The sequence below is a fragment of the Bartonella bacilliformis Ver097 genome (assembly GCF_000709795.1).
Taxonomy (GTDB): Bacteria; Pseudomonadota; Alphaproteobacteria; order Rhizobiales; family Rhizobiaceae; genus Bartonella; species Bartonella bacilliformis_A.
Genome location: NZ_KL503802.1, coordinates 220,364 through 236,443, shown reverse-complemented (window position 1 = coordinate 236,443; position 16,080 = coordinate 220,364). Strand labels below are relative to the sequence as shown.

The following is a 16,080-nucleotide window of genomic DNA, read 5'->3' as shown; positions in this document are numbered from 1 at the left end:
ACTGTTATTCTAAAAGTTAAGAGAATAAGCCATATAGGTAATGCGCTCAAAATTGGATATTTATGTTGTTTCTGCAAGAATGCCAGTTTCTTGATAAAAGCTTTTTAAAGGAGAAAGAATTGGGTGTGAAAGATTACGGGCAAGATAGTCCTGCATATGGGGCAAATGTTTGAGATAAGACGATTTTCCATATTGTTGGTGTAATTGTACAAAAATGCCTAAAATTTTTGAAACACGTTGAGCACCTGCAAGAGCGTAAAGTTTGCGCAATTCATTTTCATCAAAAGGTTGCGGTGCTTTATGGCGCGCGTGACAATAAGCGTTGAGAATCTTCATCTCAAGTTCTGGTGAAATATAGAGACGTGCATCTTGTGCCAAGGAAACAAGATCATAAGCTGTTGGTCCTTTTAAGCCATCTTGAAAATCAATAAGACCAATGCGAGCTACTCCTTCTTTATTTGCACGCCACAGTATATTGGGCGAGTGATAATCACGCATTACAAGGGTATTTTCTCCCTCGATGAGCATGTCAAGATAGGGTTTCCAGCAGGTAAAAAAAGCTTTACGTTGTTTTTCATCTAAGGTTTTTTTCTTCTGAAAAGGTATATACCAGTCTAGCAGTAAAGCGAGTTCTGCTTGCATAGACTGTTGATCATAGCAAGGAATATGAATTGAAAATGTTGCAAATTGCTTTTTAAAAGCCCACGATTTTTGATGGAAAGTAGCCAACAATTCACTACAAGCGATATAACGTTCTTCTATAGGATTGCCAGCTTGATCTAAAATTCTTTCGCGTCCCAAATCTTCTAAAATCAAGAACCCCTTTTCAAGATCTTCGACAAAAATATGAGGAGCAGAAAATCCATTCTCTAAAATGATCTGGTTAATGCCTACAAACTGACGGATATCTGTTGCAAGATGCATTTTTTCTGCAAAGGTAGGATCCGTTTTTTGTGCCATTTGCATGATGGATGCATTCATAAAGATTTCTTGATGATGGTCACTATGCAAAAGTTCATAAGATCGTGCAGAAGCATCGCTTGCTAAAAAACGACGATGAACATGACCGCGACCATGAGTAGTTAAAAAAGTGCGGATTGCAAAAGATTGTTGTAGACGTTCAATATCATGTGTTGCTGCTGTAATGGTGATATGACGTCCACAATCTTGGTGTTGTAAACTGATAGCAAAAGTAATGGGTCCTAAAGAATCTGCACCTTTTTCTGGCCATTCGATCAATAAAATACTTTGTTCACGTGCTTCGTGAAGTCCTAATTCATCAATTTCTTCTGCCATAGAGAGGCGATAAAGATCAGCGTGAATAACTTCAAATTGTGGCAGTTTATAGTTTTGAACAAGAGTAAAAGTAGGGCTTGGTACTTCTAAATTATCATCATTGGCAAGTGTATGAATGATTGCACGTGCGAGAGTTGATTTTCCTGCTCCAAGATCACCTTGAAGTGTTACAAGATCACCTGGTTTTAAAGCAAGACCTAGATCTTGCGCAAATAATTTTGTTGCTTCTTCATTGGCAAGAAAAAAACTAAAATTCATAAAATTTCCATTGAATTGGTGAATGAATAGGTGAAAAAATGGTTTTGATGACAAAAGTACAGACTTAAAGGATTATATCTTCCTTTTTAAGTAAGAAAAAACATTTAACTGTTGTTCCTTGACCCGTGCCGGTGAGAATTTCAACATATCCACCATGGAGTTCAACAAAGCTTTTGACAAGAGAGAGGCCAAGGCCTGCTCCAGCACGTCCACCATGATGTGCATGAGAAGAAAACCGTTTGAAAATCCTATCAAGAATATCAGATGGAATGTCCGATCCTTCATTATGGACGCTGAAAACAATATGATTATCTTGTTTATGAGCACAAAATTCAATAGTGCTTGCTTCTGGGGCAAAGTTCACAGCATTACTAAGTACATTCACAAAGATTTGATGTAAACGTGTAGCATCCGCAAAAATGACATCTAAAGAAGGAGAAATGTGTTGAGAAAATAGAATATGACGTCCATTGAGATGTTCTTCTATTCGTGTTACTGCTTTCGCCATAGCATCAACAATATTGACCGATTGTATATTTAATTCCATAATCCCTGCATCAAGGGTTGCAAGGTCAAGAATATCATTAACAAGATTCAAAAGTGTATTGGACTCTGATTGAATATGGCCGAGATATTCGTGTTGGCGTCCATTAAGAGAGCCAAACATTTGGTCACGTAAAATATCAGAAAATCCAATAATATTAGTGAGAGGTGTGCGTAATTCGTAGGACACATGTTGGACAAATTCATTGCGTAGACGATCAGCACTTTTTAAGGCTTCATTTTTTTCTTGCAGGGCACGCGCTATATGGACGGTGTCAGTAACATTCACAAAAGTTAACATTGTTTGTCCATTGGGGAGTGGCACGAATGTGTAATCGATAATCATTCCATTTTTCAGATCTATGCGACCTGAATGGGCATCGCGTTTTTCAGTAAAGCCTGTAATCAATTGGGTAAATTGCTTCCATTCTTCTCTGACTGTCAGGGCTGAGCAATGGGTTTGTAATTGCGTAATATGAGTACCTTCTACTAATAAATTATAGGGTAAAGACCACAATTTTGATAAAGCAGGATTTGATAAGCATAGACATCCATCTGTGCCAAAAACCACTACGCCTTCAGAAAGTTTATCAAGTGTTTCACCTTGTATTTTGATTAATGTATTATAGCGTCGTTCAAGATCAATTTTTTCTGTAAGATTTTCGTAAAGCCAGGTAATACCTCCTTGTGGGTGGGGGTGAGACATGACACGCACTGTACATCCGTTAGGAAGATTCCAAATTTTAGGGTTAGATTCTATTTGGTGGTAGTTTGTTAAAAGCTCTTCTTTCCATGCGCGCCAATCAGGATGTTCACCGATGAGTCCTTTTTCACGCAAACGCTCAAGAAGGAGTGTATGGCTTGGTTCACTTTCTAGAAAAGAACTTTCTAATGGCCATAAAATTCTAAAGGCATGATTGCAAAATTTTAATTTTTGATTGCTATCAAAAATCGCTACAGCTGTTGAAATTTGATCGAGTATTTCATAGTGGCTTTGAAGAATTTGTTCCATTTCATTAGTAAGATTTTTATATGCGCTGTCATCACGAGCAAAAGCTGCCATTCCTTCTTCTGTTGTGATACGTGTTAGGTGAAAATGACGTCGTTCTCCATTCACGACGGTATGAACGTGTTTTTGGAATACTGTTTTTGTCTCATCTAGTTGATTTGTTCCATTTGTTTGACTCCTCTCATTTATTTGGTCTCTTTTATTCATTTGGAATTGTGTTGTTTCATTGAAAGGATCAGTGATGGTATCACAGCCTTCTTGAAAATTTGTCATGTTTCGAAAAGCATTATTTACGAAACAAATTTTCCCTTCACTATTTCGAATCCACACCGGTTCTTGGATATAATCAAAAAGGTTGCGTTGTATTTTCAGCTCTGTGAGCATTCGGGTCATATCTTCCCGTAAGCGAATGTTTTCACTCTGCTGTTTTGAGAAATCTTGGAAACGTGCAATGGTTGCTGTTCCTGCAATAATCCCTGTAACTTGTAAGAGGATTTTATTGATAGTGGTGATAGAAAGTTCAAAAGAACAGCCATGATAACGTAATTGAGTCAGTGCTTGGTTAAGTTGTTGCAGAAAAGATTCTTCGAGCCAATTTTCGAAACACTGAAAATTTTGTTCGTTTATTCCTGCATTTTGTAATTTAGAAATATTGCCAACGATATGTGGTAGGGCTGTTGGGTGCTCCCAAATAAGAAGGCATTGTTCTGTTTCTTTTAAAAACCATTCATATTGTTTAAGTTTTTCAAAAAAATTGGTTTGAATCACTTGTAAAGATTTCTCAGCATTTTTCTTTATATCTATAATAACGGTTATGCACGTTAGTAGGGAAGCACAAGAAATACTTCCGCAAAGTGCTAAAATAAGCCATTGATGTTCTGACCAAGTTAAGGTGGATAGTAAGTGAGATATTGGTGATTGAGCAATAGCATATATTGGAAAAAACAGCGAAAGAAAGCAAAAAATACAGGCAGAAATTCTGATCATTTTTTAAGTCTTTCTTTGGGATTATTGCTATCAAAATTGTGCACGATGCATCTCCTTTTACTTTTTACCAAGGAAAGATTCTCGTAACAGTAACAATTTAGCTTACAATGTTTTTGTCATGTAATCTCAATAAAGTATTTTATCTTATTTTTAGCTGATCAGGATAAAAATATGCAACTTTTTTGTCAAAATAGTCAATTTTGCGAAGAGATACACATATCTTCAATTGGCTGCAATATATCAAAGGATATCATTTTCATCGTTCATGCTTGTTATGATCGTGAAATTATACCATACAAGTTCATCATTGCGTGATTGTCTAAAATTTTTTAATATAGAAAATCGTTTTAATAAGATTAGGAAAAATCTTATCTGTATAAATTCAATAGACTACGAAGATTTGGATTACAAAAGGAAGTATTAATGTCTTTTCTAGGAAAGAGAAGGCACAACACAGATTTTACTACTGATATCTGTGGGAGTAAAGCAGATTTTGTTATGAAATATCCATCAGGGAAAATCGGTATTAGGTTAGTAAATTATTGGAAAACTGTCCTTGTGGACGGAAGTGCCATAAGTAACTTGGTAAAATAGAAGCCATAGTTTTTGGAGTAATGCCCACCCCTTCTAAAGTATATCCACTATCTATAGCTTTTTGAGAAACAATATTGTTTAGTTGCAGAAAGCGTATTTGATCAGCTGTTGTCAGTGTTGGTAGCAAAGGCAATTTACCGATAGTGCCCAAAATATTTCCAACACAAAGTCCCACAGAAAGCGGCATGGATAAAATTGTTTTTTTGCGGTAAATAATTTTTAATATCTTTTCAATGACATGTCGGACTGTAATTACTATCGACCCACCAAGGTCATAACTGTTTCCAAAGGGGATTTTTTCTTCTAAAGCACGCACAACAAATTCAGCAATATCGCCAACATAAACAGGTTGCAATTTATTGTGTCCACCGCCAAAAACTGGCATAATCGGCAAAAAACAGGATGCCTTTGCTAAGGCATTGAAAAAACAATCTTCTGGTCCAAAAATGACAGATGGGCGCATAATGATTGCTTGAGAATGCTTATCCTGAACAATTTTCTCGCACATAAATTTAACGCGCGCGTAAAGAAGCGATGCATTTTCATGAGCGATGAGCGTTGATGCATAAATAAGAGGGATACCCGCTTTTTGAGCTAATTCCGCAACATGTGTTGTTCCATCAATTTGTGTGCTTTGAAATTTTGATTGATTGGATTGTTTCAAACTCCCAGGAAAAAATACCACACCATCTGCTCCAGACAATGCACGTGCAACAGAAGCACGATTCTTAACATCTGTCGTACACATTTGGGTTTGGCTTACTTCACCTATTTGTAGCATGTAATAAGCTTTTTGCGGGCGACGCACAGCGATGCGAACGCGATAACCCCGTTTTGTTAAGGCTTCAACGACATGTCGCCCCACAAAACCTGAACCACCGAAAACAGTAATAAGTTTAGGATTTTGATAAAGTGTATGATCAAGTTTCATAATTAGAGATTGTTATCCATTAAAATGCCATGAACAGCAAATTTCTAGCATGGAGGTGTCGCATTGTCACGTAGAATATTGCCAGCAAGGTAAAGAGAACCACCGATAAAGATGATGGCTTCTTTATGTTTTAAACTGATTTTATGAAGGGCTTCTTGAAGATCCGCTTGTGGGTTAGCAATGAGGCCTGCTTTTTGTGCTAATTTTGCTAAAATTTTTGGACAGAGACCTGCGTCGCTAGAGGTTAAAGGGATTGTATAGACTTCATTGACAAGATTTTTGAAAGGACGAAAATAACCGACATTATCTTTAGTTTTGAGCATACTAGCGATCATAACAATGGGGCGGTTTGATTTTTTTTTCCATCGAGTAAATTCTGCTGCAACAGCTTTACCAGCAGCAGGATTGTGGCCACCATCGAGCCATAAATCTGTACGGGGAGGAAGTTGATTAACCAATTGGCCATGGGTCAGATGCTGCATGCGTGCTGGCCAGTAAAGATTGCGTAAAGCTTGGTTGATGACTTGTTCCGAAAGTTGAAAACCTGCTTGGTAAACTGCTTCAATAGCAGCACCAGCATTGGCAATTTGGTGCGCACCGATAAGGTTAGGAAGTGATAGATCCATTAAACCATGGTTATTTTGAAATACCATACGTCCATGTTCTTCATAGCTTTGGTAGTCTTGGTCAAAAATAGAGTAAGGTGCTTTGTTTTTGTCAATAAGGCTACGTAAAACAGAAAGAGTAACATCATGGTTTTGTTTGCCAATTACAACAGGAATTTTTGGTTTGATGATTCCCCCTTTTTCAAAGGCAATTTGCGCAATTGTGTTGCCTAGAAAAATTTCATGGTCATAGTCAATAGGCATAATAAGGGATACAGCTGGATTTTTAATAACATTGGTTGCATCAAAACGCCCTCCTAATCCAACTTCTAAAATGATTGCATCAGCTGGATGGGTGCTAAATAGAGTAAAGGCTGCAGCAGTAAAAATTTCAAAAACGCTAATTGGCTCTTGACGATTCACTTTTATGGTGTGACGAATGATATCAAGCAGTTGATTATCTGTAATAAGTTGGCCACTTCCTATTTGGCCTAGTCGACAGCGTTCATTCCAATTTACCAAATGTGGTGAGCTGTATACATGAACGCAGTAGCCTGCACTTTCTAAAAGAGCACGACAGATTGCTGAAGCCGATCCTTTACCATTTGTTCCAGCAATATGGATAATAGTAGGGGTAAGCTTTAAATGTGGGTTACCAAGATGCTTTAAGAGGCGGATAATACGATCTAAGGAAAGATCCAGTTTTTTTGGGGATAGCCCCAGTAGATCATCAACCACCTTTTGCACATGGCTTTTTTCCATAATTTAAGCGGCTTTTGTTTTAGAAATCTTTATTTGAGAGTCTTTGGAGAATGCATGAGAAGGTTCATGCGCTGCCGGAAATTTCATCATCAGGCGTAAAAGCTTTGCAATTGTAGCTTTCATATCCAAACGCGACACGACCATATCAACCATGCCGTGCTTAAGAAGATATTCACTGCTTTGGAAACCTTCTGGTAAAGTTTCTCGAATCGTTTGTTGAATAACACGTGGGCCTGCAAAACCAATCATGGCGCCAGGTTCAGCAATGTGAACATCACCAAGCATGGCATATGAAGCGGTTACACCACCGGTTGTAGGATTAGTCAGCACTACAATATAGGGAAGCTTTTCTTCTTTCATCATTTCAATTGCTACTGTTGTACGAGGCATTTGCATGAGGGATAATATTCCTTCTTGCATTCGAGCTCCTCCTGAAGCAGCAAAAAGAACTAAAGGGCATTTGTCTGCAATGGCAGTATGAAAAGCTTCGATGATAGCTTCTCCTGATGCCATACCAAGCGATCCACCCATGAAGGAAAAATCTTGAACGGTAGCAATGATTGATAAACCTTCAATGGTGCCTCGTGCACTTAAAATATTATCGTCAACACCAAGCTTGGCGCGATACTCTTTTAATCGGTCAATATAGCGTTTTGTATCACGGAATTTTAATGGGTCTGTTACCACTTTTGGATTTTCAATCGGTGTATATACACCATCATCAAAAAAATGCATGAGACGGTTTTTGGTGCTAATACGCATGTGATGACCAGAAGCAGGAATCACATATTGATTAGCTTCCAGATCTTTATGGAAAATCATTTCGCCATTGGTAGGATCTTTGATCCACAAATTTTCTGGAATTTCACGACGACCTAATATGGAATTAATTTTAGGACGAACGTAATTTGTAATCCAGTTCATTTTTGTAGTCTCTCCTTAAAATTTTACGTTTTGTATGGTTCAAAGGAATATAGGACTGAACGGTTGGGTTCATTTTGCTAGTTGCTAGCCGTATGGATGCTTCATTTAATTCTTTTATCAATATATGTACAGCTTTAATTGCAGCATTAATGGTTTCAACGCAATTCAAATTGTCTATTGCAACTTGTTAACAAATATTTCTAATGTTGCAAAACTGTATTAAGGTTGAGAGAGTTTTTTAAGAAAATGCTTCTAAATTGATTTATCTGATAGTTGTTATTTCGATGAAACGGGCACGGGGATATAACAGAAGAGCATTTTGTGTAGATATGTCATGAAGGCAGCTGCGAAAAGTGGTGTTGCTAAATTTAAAATGGGAATAGAAACAAAAAATGCGATTAACAAACCTGCACCAAATACTGTTATCCAGTGGGTGCGTAAGAAGGTATGAGCTTCTTTTTCGGATTGAAAACGATAAGCAGCAAATAAAAAATATTCACGACCAAATAGATAGCCATTAATAACATAAAAAGCGATCAAATTGATACCTGGTACGAAAAACAATATAAGAGCGATTCCATTTCCTAAAAGGCTTAAAAGAACAAATTTTAGTGAAAGAACAAGAGAACAGCTAAAGGACATAGCTTGCCCTATAGGTTCATTTGGATAATCTTCTCTTTCAATAATTTCAGCTGCATCATCAATAAAAAAACTGCCCATCATAGCTGTAATAGGAGCAATCAAAAAGGCCATAAGGAAAACGAGGCCGACATTAAAAATGATAAGCATACTTAGTCCTAGCCATCCTGCTAAATCTGGAAAATCAGGAAAAAAATGGATAGTCCAAGGCCAAAAATAAACTATAAAAAGTTTATATACCGATAGCCATAGGGCTATAAGACAAGCACAAGTAAGTCCTAAAATTTTCAAGAGGATAGAACGATATTGTTTAGTAAAAAGGCGCTGTAAGGCATAGTGGGCGGCAGAAAAAATCATAAATGGGTAAATAAGAAGAAAAGAGTAAAAAACAAGAGATGAATTATGGAAGATTTTATATAATTTTTTAATTTTTAATTATTTTGTTAATTATATGAATTAGCTTAAATTTTACATAATGAAAAATGCAAAATAATTTTAAAGTTTTATTGAGTGTAATTTTTACTCCTTTATTGACGAATGAAAGTGATTTTTAGTTTGCGATCACTAAGAAGATGGCCCAATTTCGTCATCAAATATAACAGGAATAATCGCTAATTCTTAAAATGAGAAGAAATTTCTTAATTTTTATAAAAAGTCCTTTTAGGCTGTATGTAAGATGTGTTTATTTGGGTTGCATCAAATTTCTGAAGATTATTTGTTTTCATTTAAAACAAAAAAGTTCTGTTTTTCTTAATCAGTGAGAGCAGAAGAGTCAAAAAATGATATGATAACGTCAGTCAATTTTTGGGCTACTTGTCGTTTACTCATACGTGGCCATTGTTCAATATTGTCTTTGCTGATGAGACATATTGTATTTGTATCAGAACCCATAACGCTTGTACCATCAGCATGGAGAGAAATGTCATTAGCAAGAATAAAATCTGCTTTTTTCTGGATACATTTTTCCTTCGCATTGATGATGATATCACATGTTTCAGCTGCAAAACCAATCACGAGTGGAGGGCGGTTGAGGGCATGACCGATTGTTGCCAAAATATCAGGATTTTCGACCATATGTAAGGATAGTGGTGTTGTATTTGCTTTCTTTTTGATCTTTTTAAAAGAGTGCGTTTGGCTTCGCCAGTCACACACAGCAGCAGCAAAAATAGCACCATCAGCAGGCAAAGCTGCTTGAACAGCCTGTAACATTTGCAAGGCTGTTTCAACGTGAATAGTTTTTACTCCTTGAGGATCAGGAAGATTAACAGGACCGCAAATAAGTGTTACTATGGCACCTAAGTGAGCCAAGGCTTCTGCAATGGCATGGCCTTGTTTGCCTGATGAGCGATTAGCAAGATAACGTACCGGATCGATGTGTTCATGGGTAGGGCCAGAAGTCACAATGAAATGACGGTTGACAAGAGGTTTTTTTTTCACACGTAAAAGAGTTTCTGCTGAGGCTACAATAGTTAAGGGTTCACTCATTCGCCCATAACCACTTTCATCGCGTTCGGCCATTTCACCGTTTTCTGGTCCCACCATATGCATTCCATCTGCTTGCAATCTGGCAATGTTGCGCATGGTTGCGGGATGTGTCCACATAGCTGGATTCATAGCTGGTGCAATTAAAAGCGGGCAGCGTGCTGCCAAAAGAATACAATTAGCTAAGTCATCTGCTATGCCGTTGGCTATTTTTGCAATACGGTTGGCAGTGGCTGGTGCTAAAATAATTAAATCAGCATGACGTGCTAATCGAATATGGCTAATGTCGAATTCTTTTTCAGATGAAAATAAATCACAATACACATTACCATGGCTCAAGGTTTCAACAGCTAAAGGGGTAATAAATTTTTGCGCTGCTTGTGTCATAATAACATTCAAGTGCGCTCCACGTTCCTGTAAACGACGGATCAAATCAAGACTTTTATAGGATGCAATACCACCACCAATAATAAGAAGAATCGATTTTGATTGCAGTGATCGCATCTCTGCGATACCTTCTTGATTTTTTGATATGGATGATCCTTTGATGGTACTGAGCAGGTAATGAGTTTCTTTTTTCATAGACATAGAAATCCCTTTTTCGTAGCGTGCATACGCATAAAAATTCTCTGGCTTTCGATGCAAAGACTGTGAATGGTCATACTAAACATAAAATGCATCTAAGAAATAAAATAATTTCAACGATTTCATATGCTACATTTTTTTAGCATGTTAAGCAGGTTAGACAAAATGAAAAAAAAGCAAACAGGTTGAAAGAATACAACAAAGAGCAATGATGAATAGACTATAACGACTATAATGATTAATGCGTTTTTGTTCAAAAGCAAGCTGTTTGAGAGTAAGAGGGGAAAGATAAAGCCCTGTTTTTGTCATTTGGCTTAAGCCTTCTTCTATACGCTCAAAATTTTGTACTAATTGCGGCGTTTGACGTACTAATGAAAGCAGTGCTTGTGCTCCTTCATTTAAATCTTTTACAAGTCCTACAGGCCCTAAATTTTTGCTAATCCACTCTTTGACAATAGGTTCAGAAGCTTTCCACATATTAAAATTTGGATCCAACGTACGGGCAATCCCTTCAACAACAACCATGGTCTTTTGTAGCAACAACAATTCAGGTCTTGTTTGCATGTCAAATAATTCAGTAACTTCAAATAAGAGTGTGAGCAATTTAGCCATGGAAATGCTTTGCGCTGATTGTCCATGAATGGGCTCACCAATCGCTCGGTTGGCTTGAGCAAAACTTTCAATATTATGATGCGCTGGTACATAGCCTGCTGCAAAATGTGCTTGTGCTACACGATAATAGTCGCGCGTGATAAAACCATAAAGAATTTCAGCAAGGAAATGTCTTTCTTTTTTACCAAGTCGTCCTGTAATTCCTAAATCAACAGCAACAATACATCCCTGTTGATCCACAAACAAATTACCAGGATGCATATCAGCATGAAAAAAACCATCGCGTAAAGTATGACGGAGAAAAGATTGAATGAGTGTAGCGGCTAAGGCTTTCAAATCAAAACCAGCTTTTTTGAGTGCTGGAATATCAGATATTTTTATGCCGTCAATCCATTCCATTGTTAAAACATTACGCCCTGTTCGTTCCCAATTAATAGCAGGAACTCGAAAACCTACATCATTTTGAGTATTTTCAGCCATTTCTGATATGGCTGCTGCCTCTAAGCGTAAATCCATTTCCATCTGTGTGGTTTGTGCTAACGTGTCAACGATACGAATAGGACGTAGGCGCCGGGAAGCAGGTATGTAACGTTCCTGTAAATGGGCAATAAGATAAAAGCCTTTAAGGTCTTTAGCAAAACGTATTCTGATCTTAGGGCGAATAACTTTAACAGCACATTTTTTTCTATTCCCCATTTCATCATAATATTCAGCTGGATGGACTTGAGCAATAGAAGCAGCCGCAATCGGTGGATGAAAATTTAGGAATAAATCATTGATAGAGCGGCCAAGTGAATTTTCAATTTGGGAAATGGCTGCAGTGCAAGGAAATATTTGAACACGATCCTGGAGTTGTGACAATTCTGTTGCAATATCGTGTCCAACAATATCAGGTCGGGTTGCAAGAAATTGACACAATTTGATATAAGAGGGGCCAAGTTTATTTATGGCATATGAGATATTTTCAGTTCGGCGCTTCTTTTTTGTTTTGCTTCGCGCTAAAATACTGGCTATACGATGACAGAAAGCTGGAAAGCCTTGCAGGCTATCACTGGGGAGAGCACTTATAACTCCTTCACGTGTTAAAACCCATCCTGCATGTATAATTTGGAAATAAGTGGAAATTCGCGCCATTATTTAGATTTTCCAACCTGAATGCAGAGCTGCAATGGCGCCCGTGAAATTGCGATAAGATACCCGTGAGAAACCTGCATGACTGATCATACATGCAAAATCATCTTGTTTAGGAAACATACGAATGGATTCAACCAAATAGCGATAAGCATCACTATTTCCTGCAATTAGCTGACCAAGTTTAGGAATAGCATGAAAAGACCAAAGGTCATAAAGCTTGTCAAGCAGAGGCATTTCAACGTTTGAAAATTCTAAACATAAAAAACGTCCCCCTGGTTTTAAAACACGAAAAGCTTCAGAGAGAGCTTTATCAATATGTGGTACATTGCGAATTCCAAAGGCAATCGTGTAGGCATCGAAATTCTGATCTGCAAAAGGGAGTTGTTCTGCATTTGCTTCAACAAAGTCAATAAAAGGGGCAAGACCATTTATCTGTGCACGTTTTTTGCCGACGTTAAGCATCGAATGATTAATATCAAGTACTGTGGTATGAGCTTTTTTGCGTGAAGCGTTGAGGATGCGAAACGCGATATCACCAGTGCCCCCGGCGACATCCAGTGCTTTCCAGCCAGATATCGCTGGTGGAGCTAGCCATGCAATCATGGAATTTTTCCAAATACGGTGTAGTCCAAGAGATAAGATGTCATTCATTTTGTCATAATTTTCAGCAACAGAATGAAATACATCATCAACCATGGACTGCTTTTTTGTTTCATCAACCTGTGTGAGGCCAAAAGAATTTTCCATGCCACCTGTAGCTCCTACACGTTTTGTTTCAGCTGTCATGTGTTTGATCCTTCTTATTTTTCTTTTATCGTAGACGCAGGATAGAGAAAATGCCAAATACGAGAAAATAATTTCAACAACCACGGTTGATACAGCTTAAAACAAAAAGCACACTTAGATATCAAGATTAGCAACATTTAAGGCATTTTTTTGAATAAAAATTCGCCGTGGTTCAACTTCATCACCCATTAATTGGGAGAAGAGAGAATCTGCATCGGTTGCGTCATTGATTTTAACTTGTAAAAGAGAACGCGCATCAGGATCAAGAGTTGTTTCCCAAAGCTGATCAGCATTCATTTCTCCAAGACCTTTGTAACGCTGTAAAGTAATACCTTTTTTACCGTTTATAAAAATACTTTCCAATAAGCTCGTGGGACCAAAAATGCGTTCTGATTTATCTTTGCGACGCAAAAGAGGAGGATCACGATAGATATCTTTGAGATTTTTGGCAATCTGACCAATTTGGCGTGCATCTGCTGAACTTATAAGCCCTGCATCAAGAGTAATCATATCTTTAACTCCGCGCAGAACGCGTTCAAAGCGTAAACTTCCATCTGATGTATATTGACCGCTCCAACTACGTTCCATATCATCAGCAATTAAATCAAGACGTTGTGCTATCGTATCCGCTATTTTTTGTGCTGTTTCTGATGCTGCAAAAGTCTCAAGATTAAAAGCACCAGCGATTGCTGCTTGCTCAACGATATTGCGGTCATAGCGGGTATGGAGACCATTTAAGAGTTGGCGTAACAAACGGGCATCTTGGACGAGTTGGCGTAAATCAATGCCTGCACAAACCTCACCACTTGATAATTCTAATGTTGTTTCTTCCAAACCACTATCAATTAAGAAATCTTCAAATGCTGCTTCATTTTTAATGTACTGAAAGGATTTACCACGTGATACTTTATAAAGAGGTGGTTGTGCAATATAAAGATGACCACGTTCAATTAATTCAGGCATTTGTCTGAAAAAGAAAGTGAGAAGCAAGGTGCGAATATGAGCACCATCAACATCTGCATCTGTCATAATGATGATTTTGTGATAACGCAATTTATCAGGTGAAAATTCATCCTTGCCAATAGAGGTTCCAAGGGCAGTAATAAGCGTGCCAATCATTTCGGATGAAAGCATTCGGTCGAAACGTGCTCGTTCGACATTAAGAATTTTACCGCGTAAAGGCAAAATTGCTTGATTTTGGCGTGAACGTCCGCTTTTAGCTGAACCACCAGCTGAATCTCCCTCGACGATAAAAATTTCTGATTTTGTAGGATCACGTTCCTGACAATCAGCAAGTTTACCTGGTAAAGAAGTGATATCGAGGGCTCCTTTTCGCCGTGTAAGTTCACGTGCTTTGCGTGCTGCTTCGCGCGCTGCAGCAGCTTCTACAACCTTTTTAATGAGAATTTTTGCTTCATTAGGATGTTCTTCTAGCCATGCTGAAAGTCCCTCATTTACCAAATTTTCAACAATTGGACGGACTTCAGAAGAAACCAATTTATCCTTTGTCTGTGAAGAAAATTTTGGATCAGGAACTTTAACGGAAAGAATAGCTGTCAGTCCTTCACGGCAATCGTCGCCAGTTAAATTAACTTTTTCTTTTTTTGCAATGCCTGAGGATTCAGCATAACCGTTAATTTGACGTGTTAAGGCACTGCGGAACCCTGCTAAATGGGTTCCTCCATCACGTTGAGGAATATTATTGGTGAAACACAATACTTTTTCATGATAAGAATCGTTCCACCATAAAGCGACATCTACACTAATCCCATCTTTTTCGCTTGTAATGTAAATCGGTGTATCAATTAATGGTTTTTTTGATTGATCAATATATTTGATGAATTCAATTAATCCACCTTCGTAACATAATTCTACTGATTGAACATCAGCATGGCGTTGGTTAACGAGAAGAATGTGTATACCAGAATTCAAAAAGGCTAATTCTCTAAGACGCCGCTCTAATGTTTCGAAATCAAATTTAACCATGGTAAAAGTTTCGGAGCTTGGTAAAAAGCTAATTTCTGTGCCACTTTCTGTACCACATTGATCAACGACTTTGAGTGGAGCATCAGCCACTCCATGGGTAAACGACATTTCATGAATTTTACCATCACGTTTGATTCGCAATCGCAACCAAACCGATAGTGCATTAACAACAGAGACACCAACGCCGTGTAACCCCCCTGAAACTTTATAAGAATTTTGATCAAATTTTCCACCAGCATGAAGTTGCGTCATGATCACTTCAGCAGCTGATACATGTTCTGTTGGATGAATATCAGTTGGAATTCCTCGTCCATTATCACAAACAGAACAGGATCCATCGGCATGAAGCGTGACATTTACAAAAGTTGCGTAGCCAGCTAATGCTTCATCAATAGCGTTGTCGACGACTTCATAAACCATATGGTGTAAGCCTGAACCGTCGTCGGTATCACCGATATACATACCAGGACGTTTACGAACAGCATCAAGACCTTTGAGAACCTTGATGGAAGCGGCACCATAGTCACCAGATGTCGGTGAGGTTGTTTCATCACTCATAAGTCAATCCATTTCTGTTTTATAGTTTATTAGCTCTTTTTAGGTTTATTGTTCAAATAAGTTATTGATGAAATATCACATTGACATTTACCGTATATCACTCAGATGTTCAACATTTGCCAATTATAATAATGGAATGATTTGTGCATACACAAATGATATCAATCTTCTTATTTTTTATGTTTATTAGATTAGAAGAAAATCAAAAAGATTTTCTGGTATTTTTACGATTAGTAATTTTAATTGAGAGAGTATGATAGCATTTTACTACTCCACAATGGTATTGCGGGAAAAATAATATCAGTAAATATACTTACTAAATATACAGAAATTTTTAAAACATGATGGCATTGTTACAGGGTTTTATTTTTCTGATTATTTCATTTTTT

Annotated in this window: 10 protein-coding genes; all 10 read right to left on the bottom strand. The window is 37.6% G+C overall.

What is annotated here, in order from left to right; all coding sequences use genetic code 11:
• Window positions 1-60: 60 nt before the first annotated feature.
• The 10 genes from tsaE to gyrB all read right to left on the bottom strand — a co-directional run bounded on the left by tsaE (window position 61) and on the right by gyrB (window position 15,691).
• Entirely contained in the window at window positions 61-1,554 is a 1,494-nt protein-coding gene (gene tsaE, locus H710_RS00930) for a tRNA (adenosine(37)-N6)-threonylcarbamoyltransferase complex ATPase subunit type 1 TsaE (RefSeq protein ID WP_041848986.1), read from the bottom strand.
• Between the two features lie 64 nt (window positions 1,555-1,618).
• A complete protein-coding gene (locus H710_RS00925; RefSeq protein ID WP_041848985.1) occupies window positions 1,619-4,093 on the bottom strand; it encodes a PAS domain-containing sensor histidine kinase in 2,475 nt (824 codons plus the stop codon).
• Between the two features lie 526 nt (window positions 4,094-4,619).
• Entirely contained in the window at window positions 4,620-5,618 is a 999-nt protein-coding gene (locus tag H710_RS00920) for a complex I NDUFA9 subunit family protein (RefSeq protein WP_041848984.1), read from the bottom strand.
• A gap of 44 nt (window positions 5,619-5,662) precedes the next feature.
• Window positions 5,663-6,985, bottom strand: coding sequence for a bifunctional folylpolyglutamate synthase/dihydrofolate synthase (locus tag H710_RS00915; RefSeq protein WP_041848983.1), 1,323 nt, complete (start codon window positions 6,983-6,985; stop codon window positions 5,663-5,665).
• A 3-nt stretch (window positions 6,986-6,988) separates the two neighbouring features.
• The gene (accD, locus tag H710_RS00910) at window positions 6,989-7,909 is read right to left on the bottom strand and encodes an acetyl-CoA carboxylase, carboxyltransferase subunit beta (protein WP_041848982.1); all 921 of its coding nucleotides are present in this window, start codon (window positions 7,907-7,909) and stop codon (window positions 6,989-6,991) included.
• 276 nt (window positions 7,910-8,185) lie between these two features.
• Window positions 8,186-8,905 (bottom strand): sulfate transporter family protein, encoded by a 720-nt coding sequence (locus tag H710_RS00905; RefSeq protein WP_041848981.1) that lies wholly within the window; start codon window positions 8,903-8,905, stop codon window positions 8,186-8,188.
• Between the two features lie 393 nt (window positions 8,906-9,298).
• Window positions 9,299-10,618 carry a bifunctional phosphopantothenoylcysteine decarboxylase/phosphopantothenate--cysteine ligase CoaBC gene (coaBC, locus tag H710_RS00900; protein ID WP_414946103.1) on the bottom strand — a complete coding sequence of 440 codons (1,320 nt, stop codon included), beginning with the start codon at window positions 10,616-10,618 and terminating at the stop codon, window positions 9,299-9,301.
• 153 nt (window positions 10,619-10,771) lie between these two features.
• Window positions 10,772-12,361 (bottom strand): 2-polyprenylphenol 6-hydroxylase, encoded by a 1,590-nt coding sequence (gene ubiB / locus H710_RS00895; RefSeq protein ID WP_041848980.1) that lies wholly within the window; start codon window positions 12,359-12,361, stop codon window positions 10,772-10,774.
• Between the two features lie 3 nt (window positions 12,362-12,364).
• Window positions 12,365-13,147 carry a bifunctional demethylmenaquinone methyltransferase/2-methoxy-6-polyprenyl-1,4-benzoquinol methylase UbiE gene (gene ubiE / locus H710_RS00890; protein WP_041848979.1) on the bottom strand — a complete coding sequence of 261 codons (783 nt, stop codon included), beginning with the start codon at window positions 13,145-13,147 and terminating at the stop codon, window positions 12,365-12,367.
• A gap of 114 nt (window positions 13,148-13,261) precedes the next feature.
• The gene (gene gyrB, locus H710_RS00885) at window positions 13,262-15,691 is read right to left on the bottom strand and encodes a DNA topoisomerase (ATP-hydrolyzing) subunit B (RefSeq protein WP_041848978.1); all 2,430 of its coding nucleotides are present in this window, start codon (window positions 15,689-15,691) and stop codon (window positions 13,262-13,264) included.
• Window positions 15,692-16,080 lie beyond the last annotated feature (389 nt).

Coding starts and splice junctions, on each gene's coding strand:
- ubiE (WP_041848979.1), bottom strand. CDS start 13,147: ATGACAGCTGAAACAAAACGTGTAGGAGCTACAGGTGGCATGGAAAAT.
- H710_RS00925 (WP_041848985.1), bottom strand. CDS start 4,093: ATGATCAGAATTTCTGCCTGTATTTTTTGCTTTCTTTCGCTGTTTTTT.
- coaBC (WP_414946103.1), bottom strand. CDS start 10,618: ATGTCTATGAAAAAAGAAACTCATTACCTGCTCAGTACCATCAAAGGA.
- accD (WP_041848982.1), bottom strand. CDS start 7,909: ATGAACTGGATTACAAATTACGTTCGTCCTAAAATTAATTCCATATTA.
- H710_RS00905 (WP_041848981.1), bottom strand. CDS start 8,905: ATGATTTTTTCTGCCGCCCACTATGCCTTACAGCGCCTTTTTACTAAA.
- ubiB (WP_041848980.1), bottom strand. CDS start 12,361: ATGGCGCGAATTTCCACTTATTTCCAAATTATACATGCAGGATGGGTT.
- gyrB (WP_041848978.1), bottom strand. CDS start 15,691: ATGAGTGATGAAACAACCTCACCGACATCTGGTGACTATGGTGCCGCT.
- tsaE (WP_041848986.1), bottom strand. CDS start 1,554: ATGAATTTTAGTTTTTTTCTTGCCAATGAAGAAGCAACAAAATTATTT.
- H710_RS00915 (WP_041848983.1), bottom strand. CDS start 6,985: ATGGAAAAAAGCCATGTGCAAAAGGTGGTTGATGATCTACTGGGGCTA.
- H710_RS00920 (WP_041848984.1), bottom strand. CDS start 5,618: ATGAAACTTGATCATACACTTTATCAAAATCCTAAACTTATTACTGTT.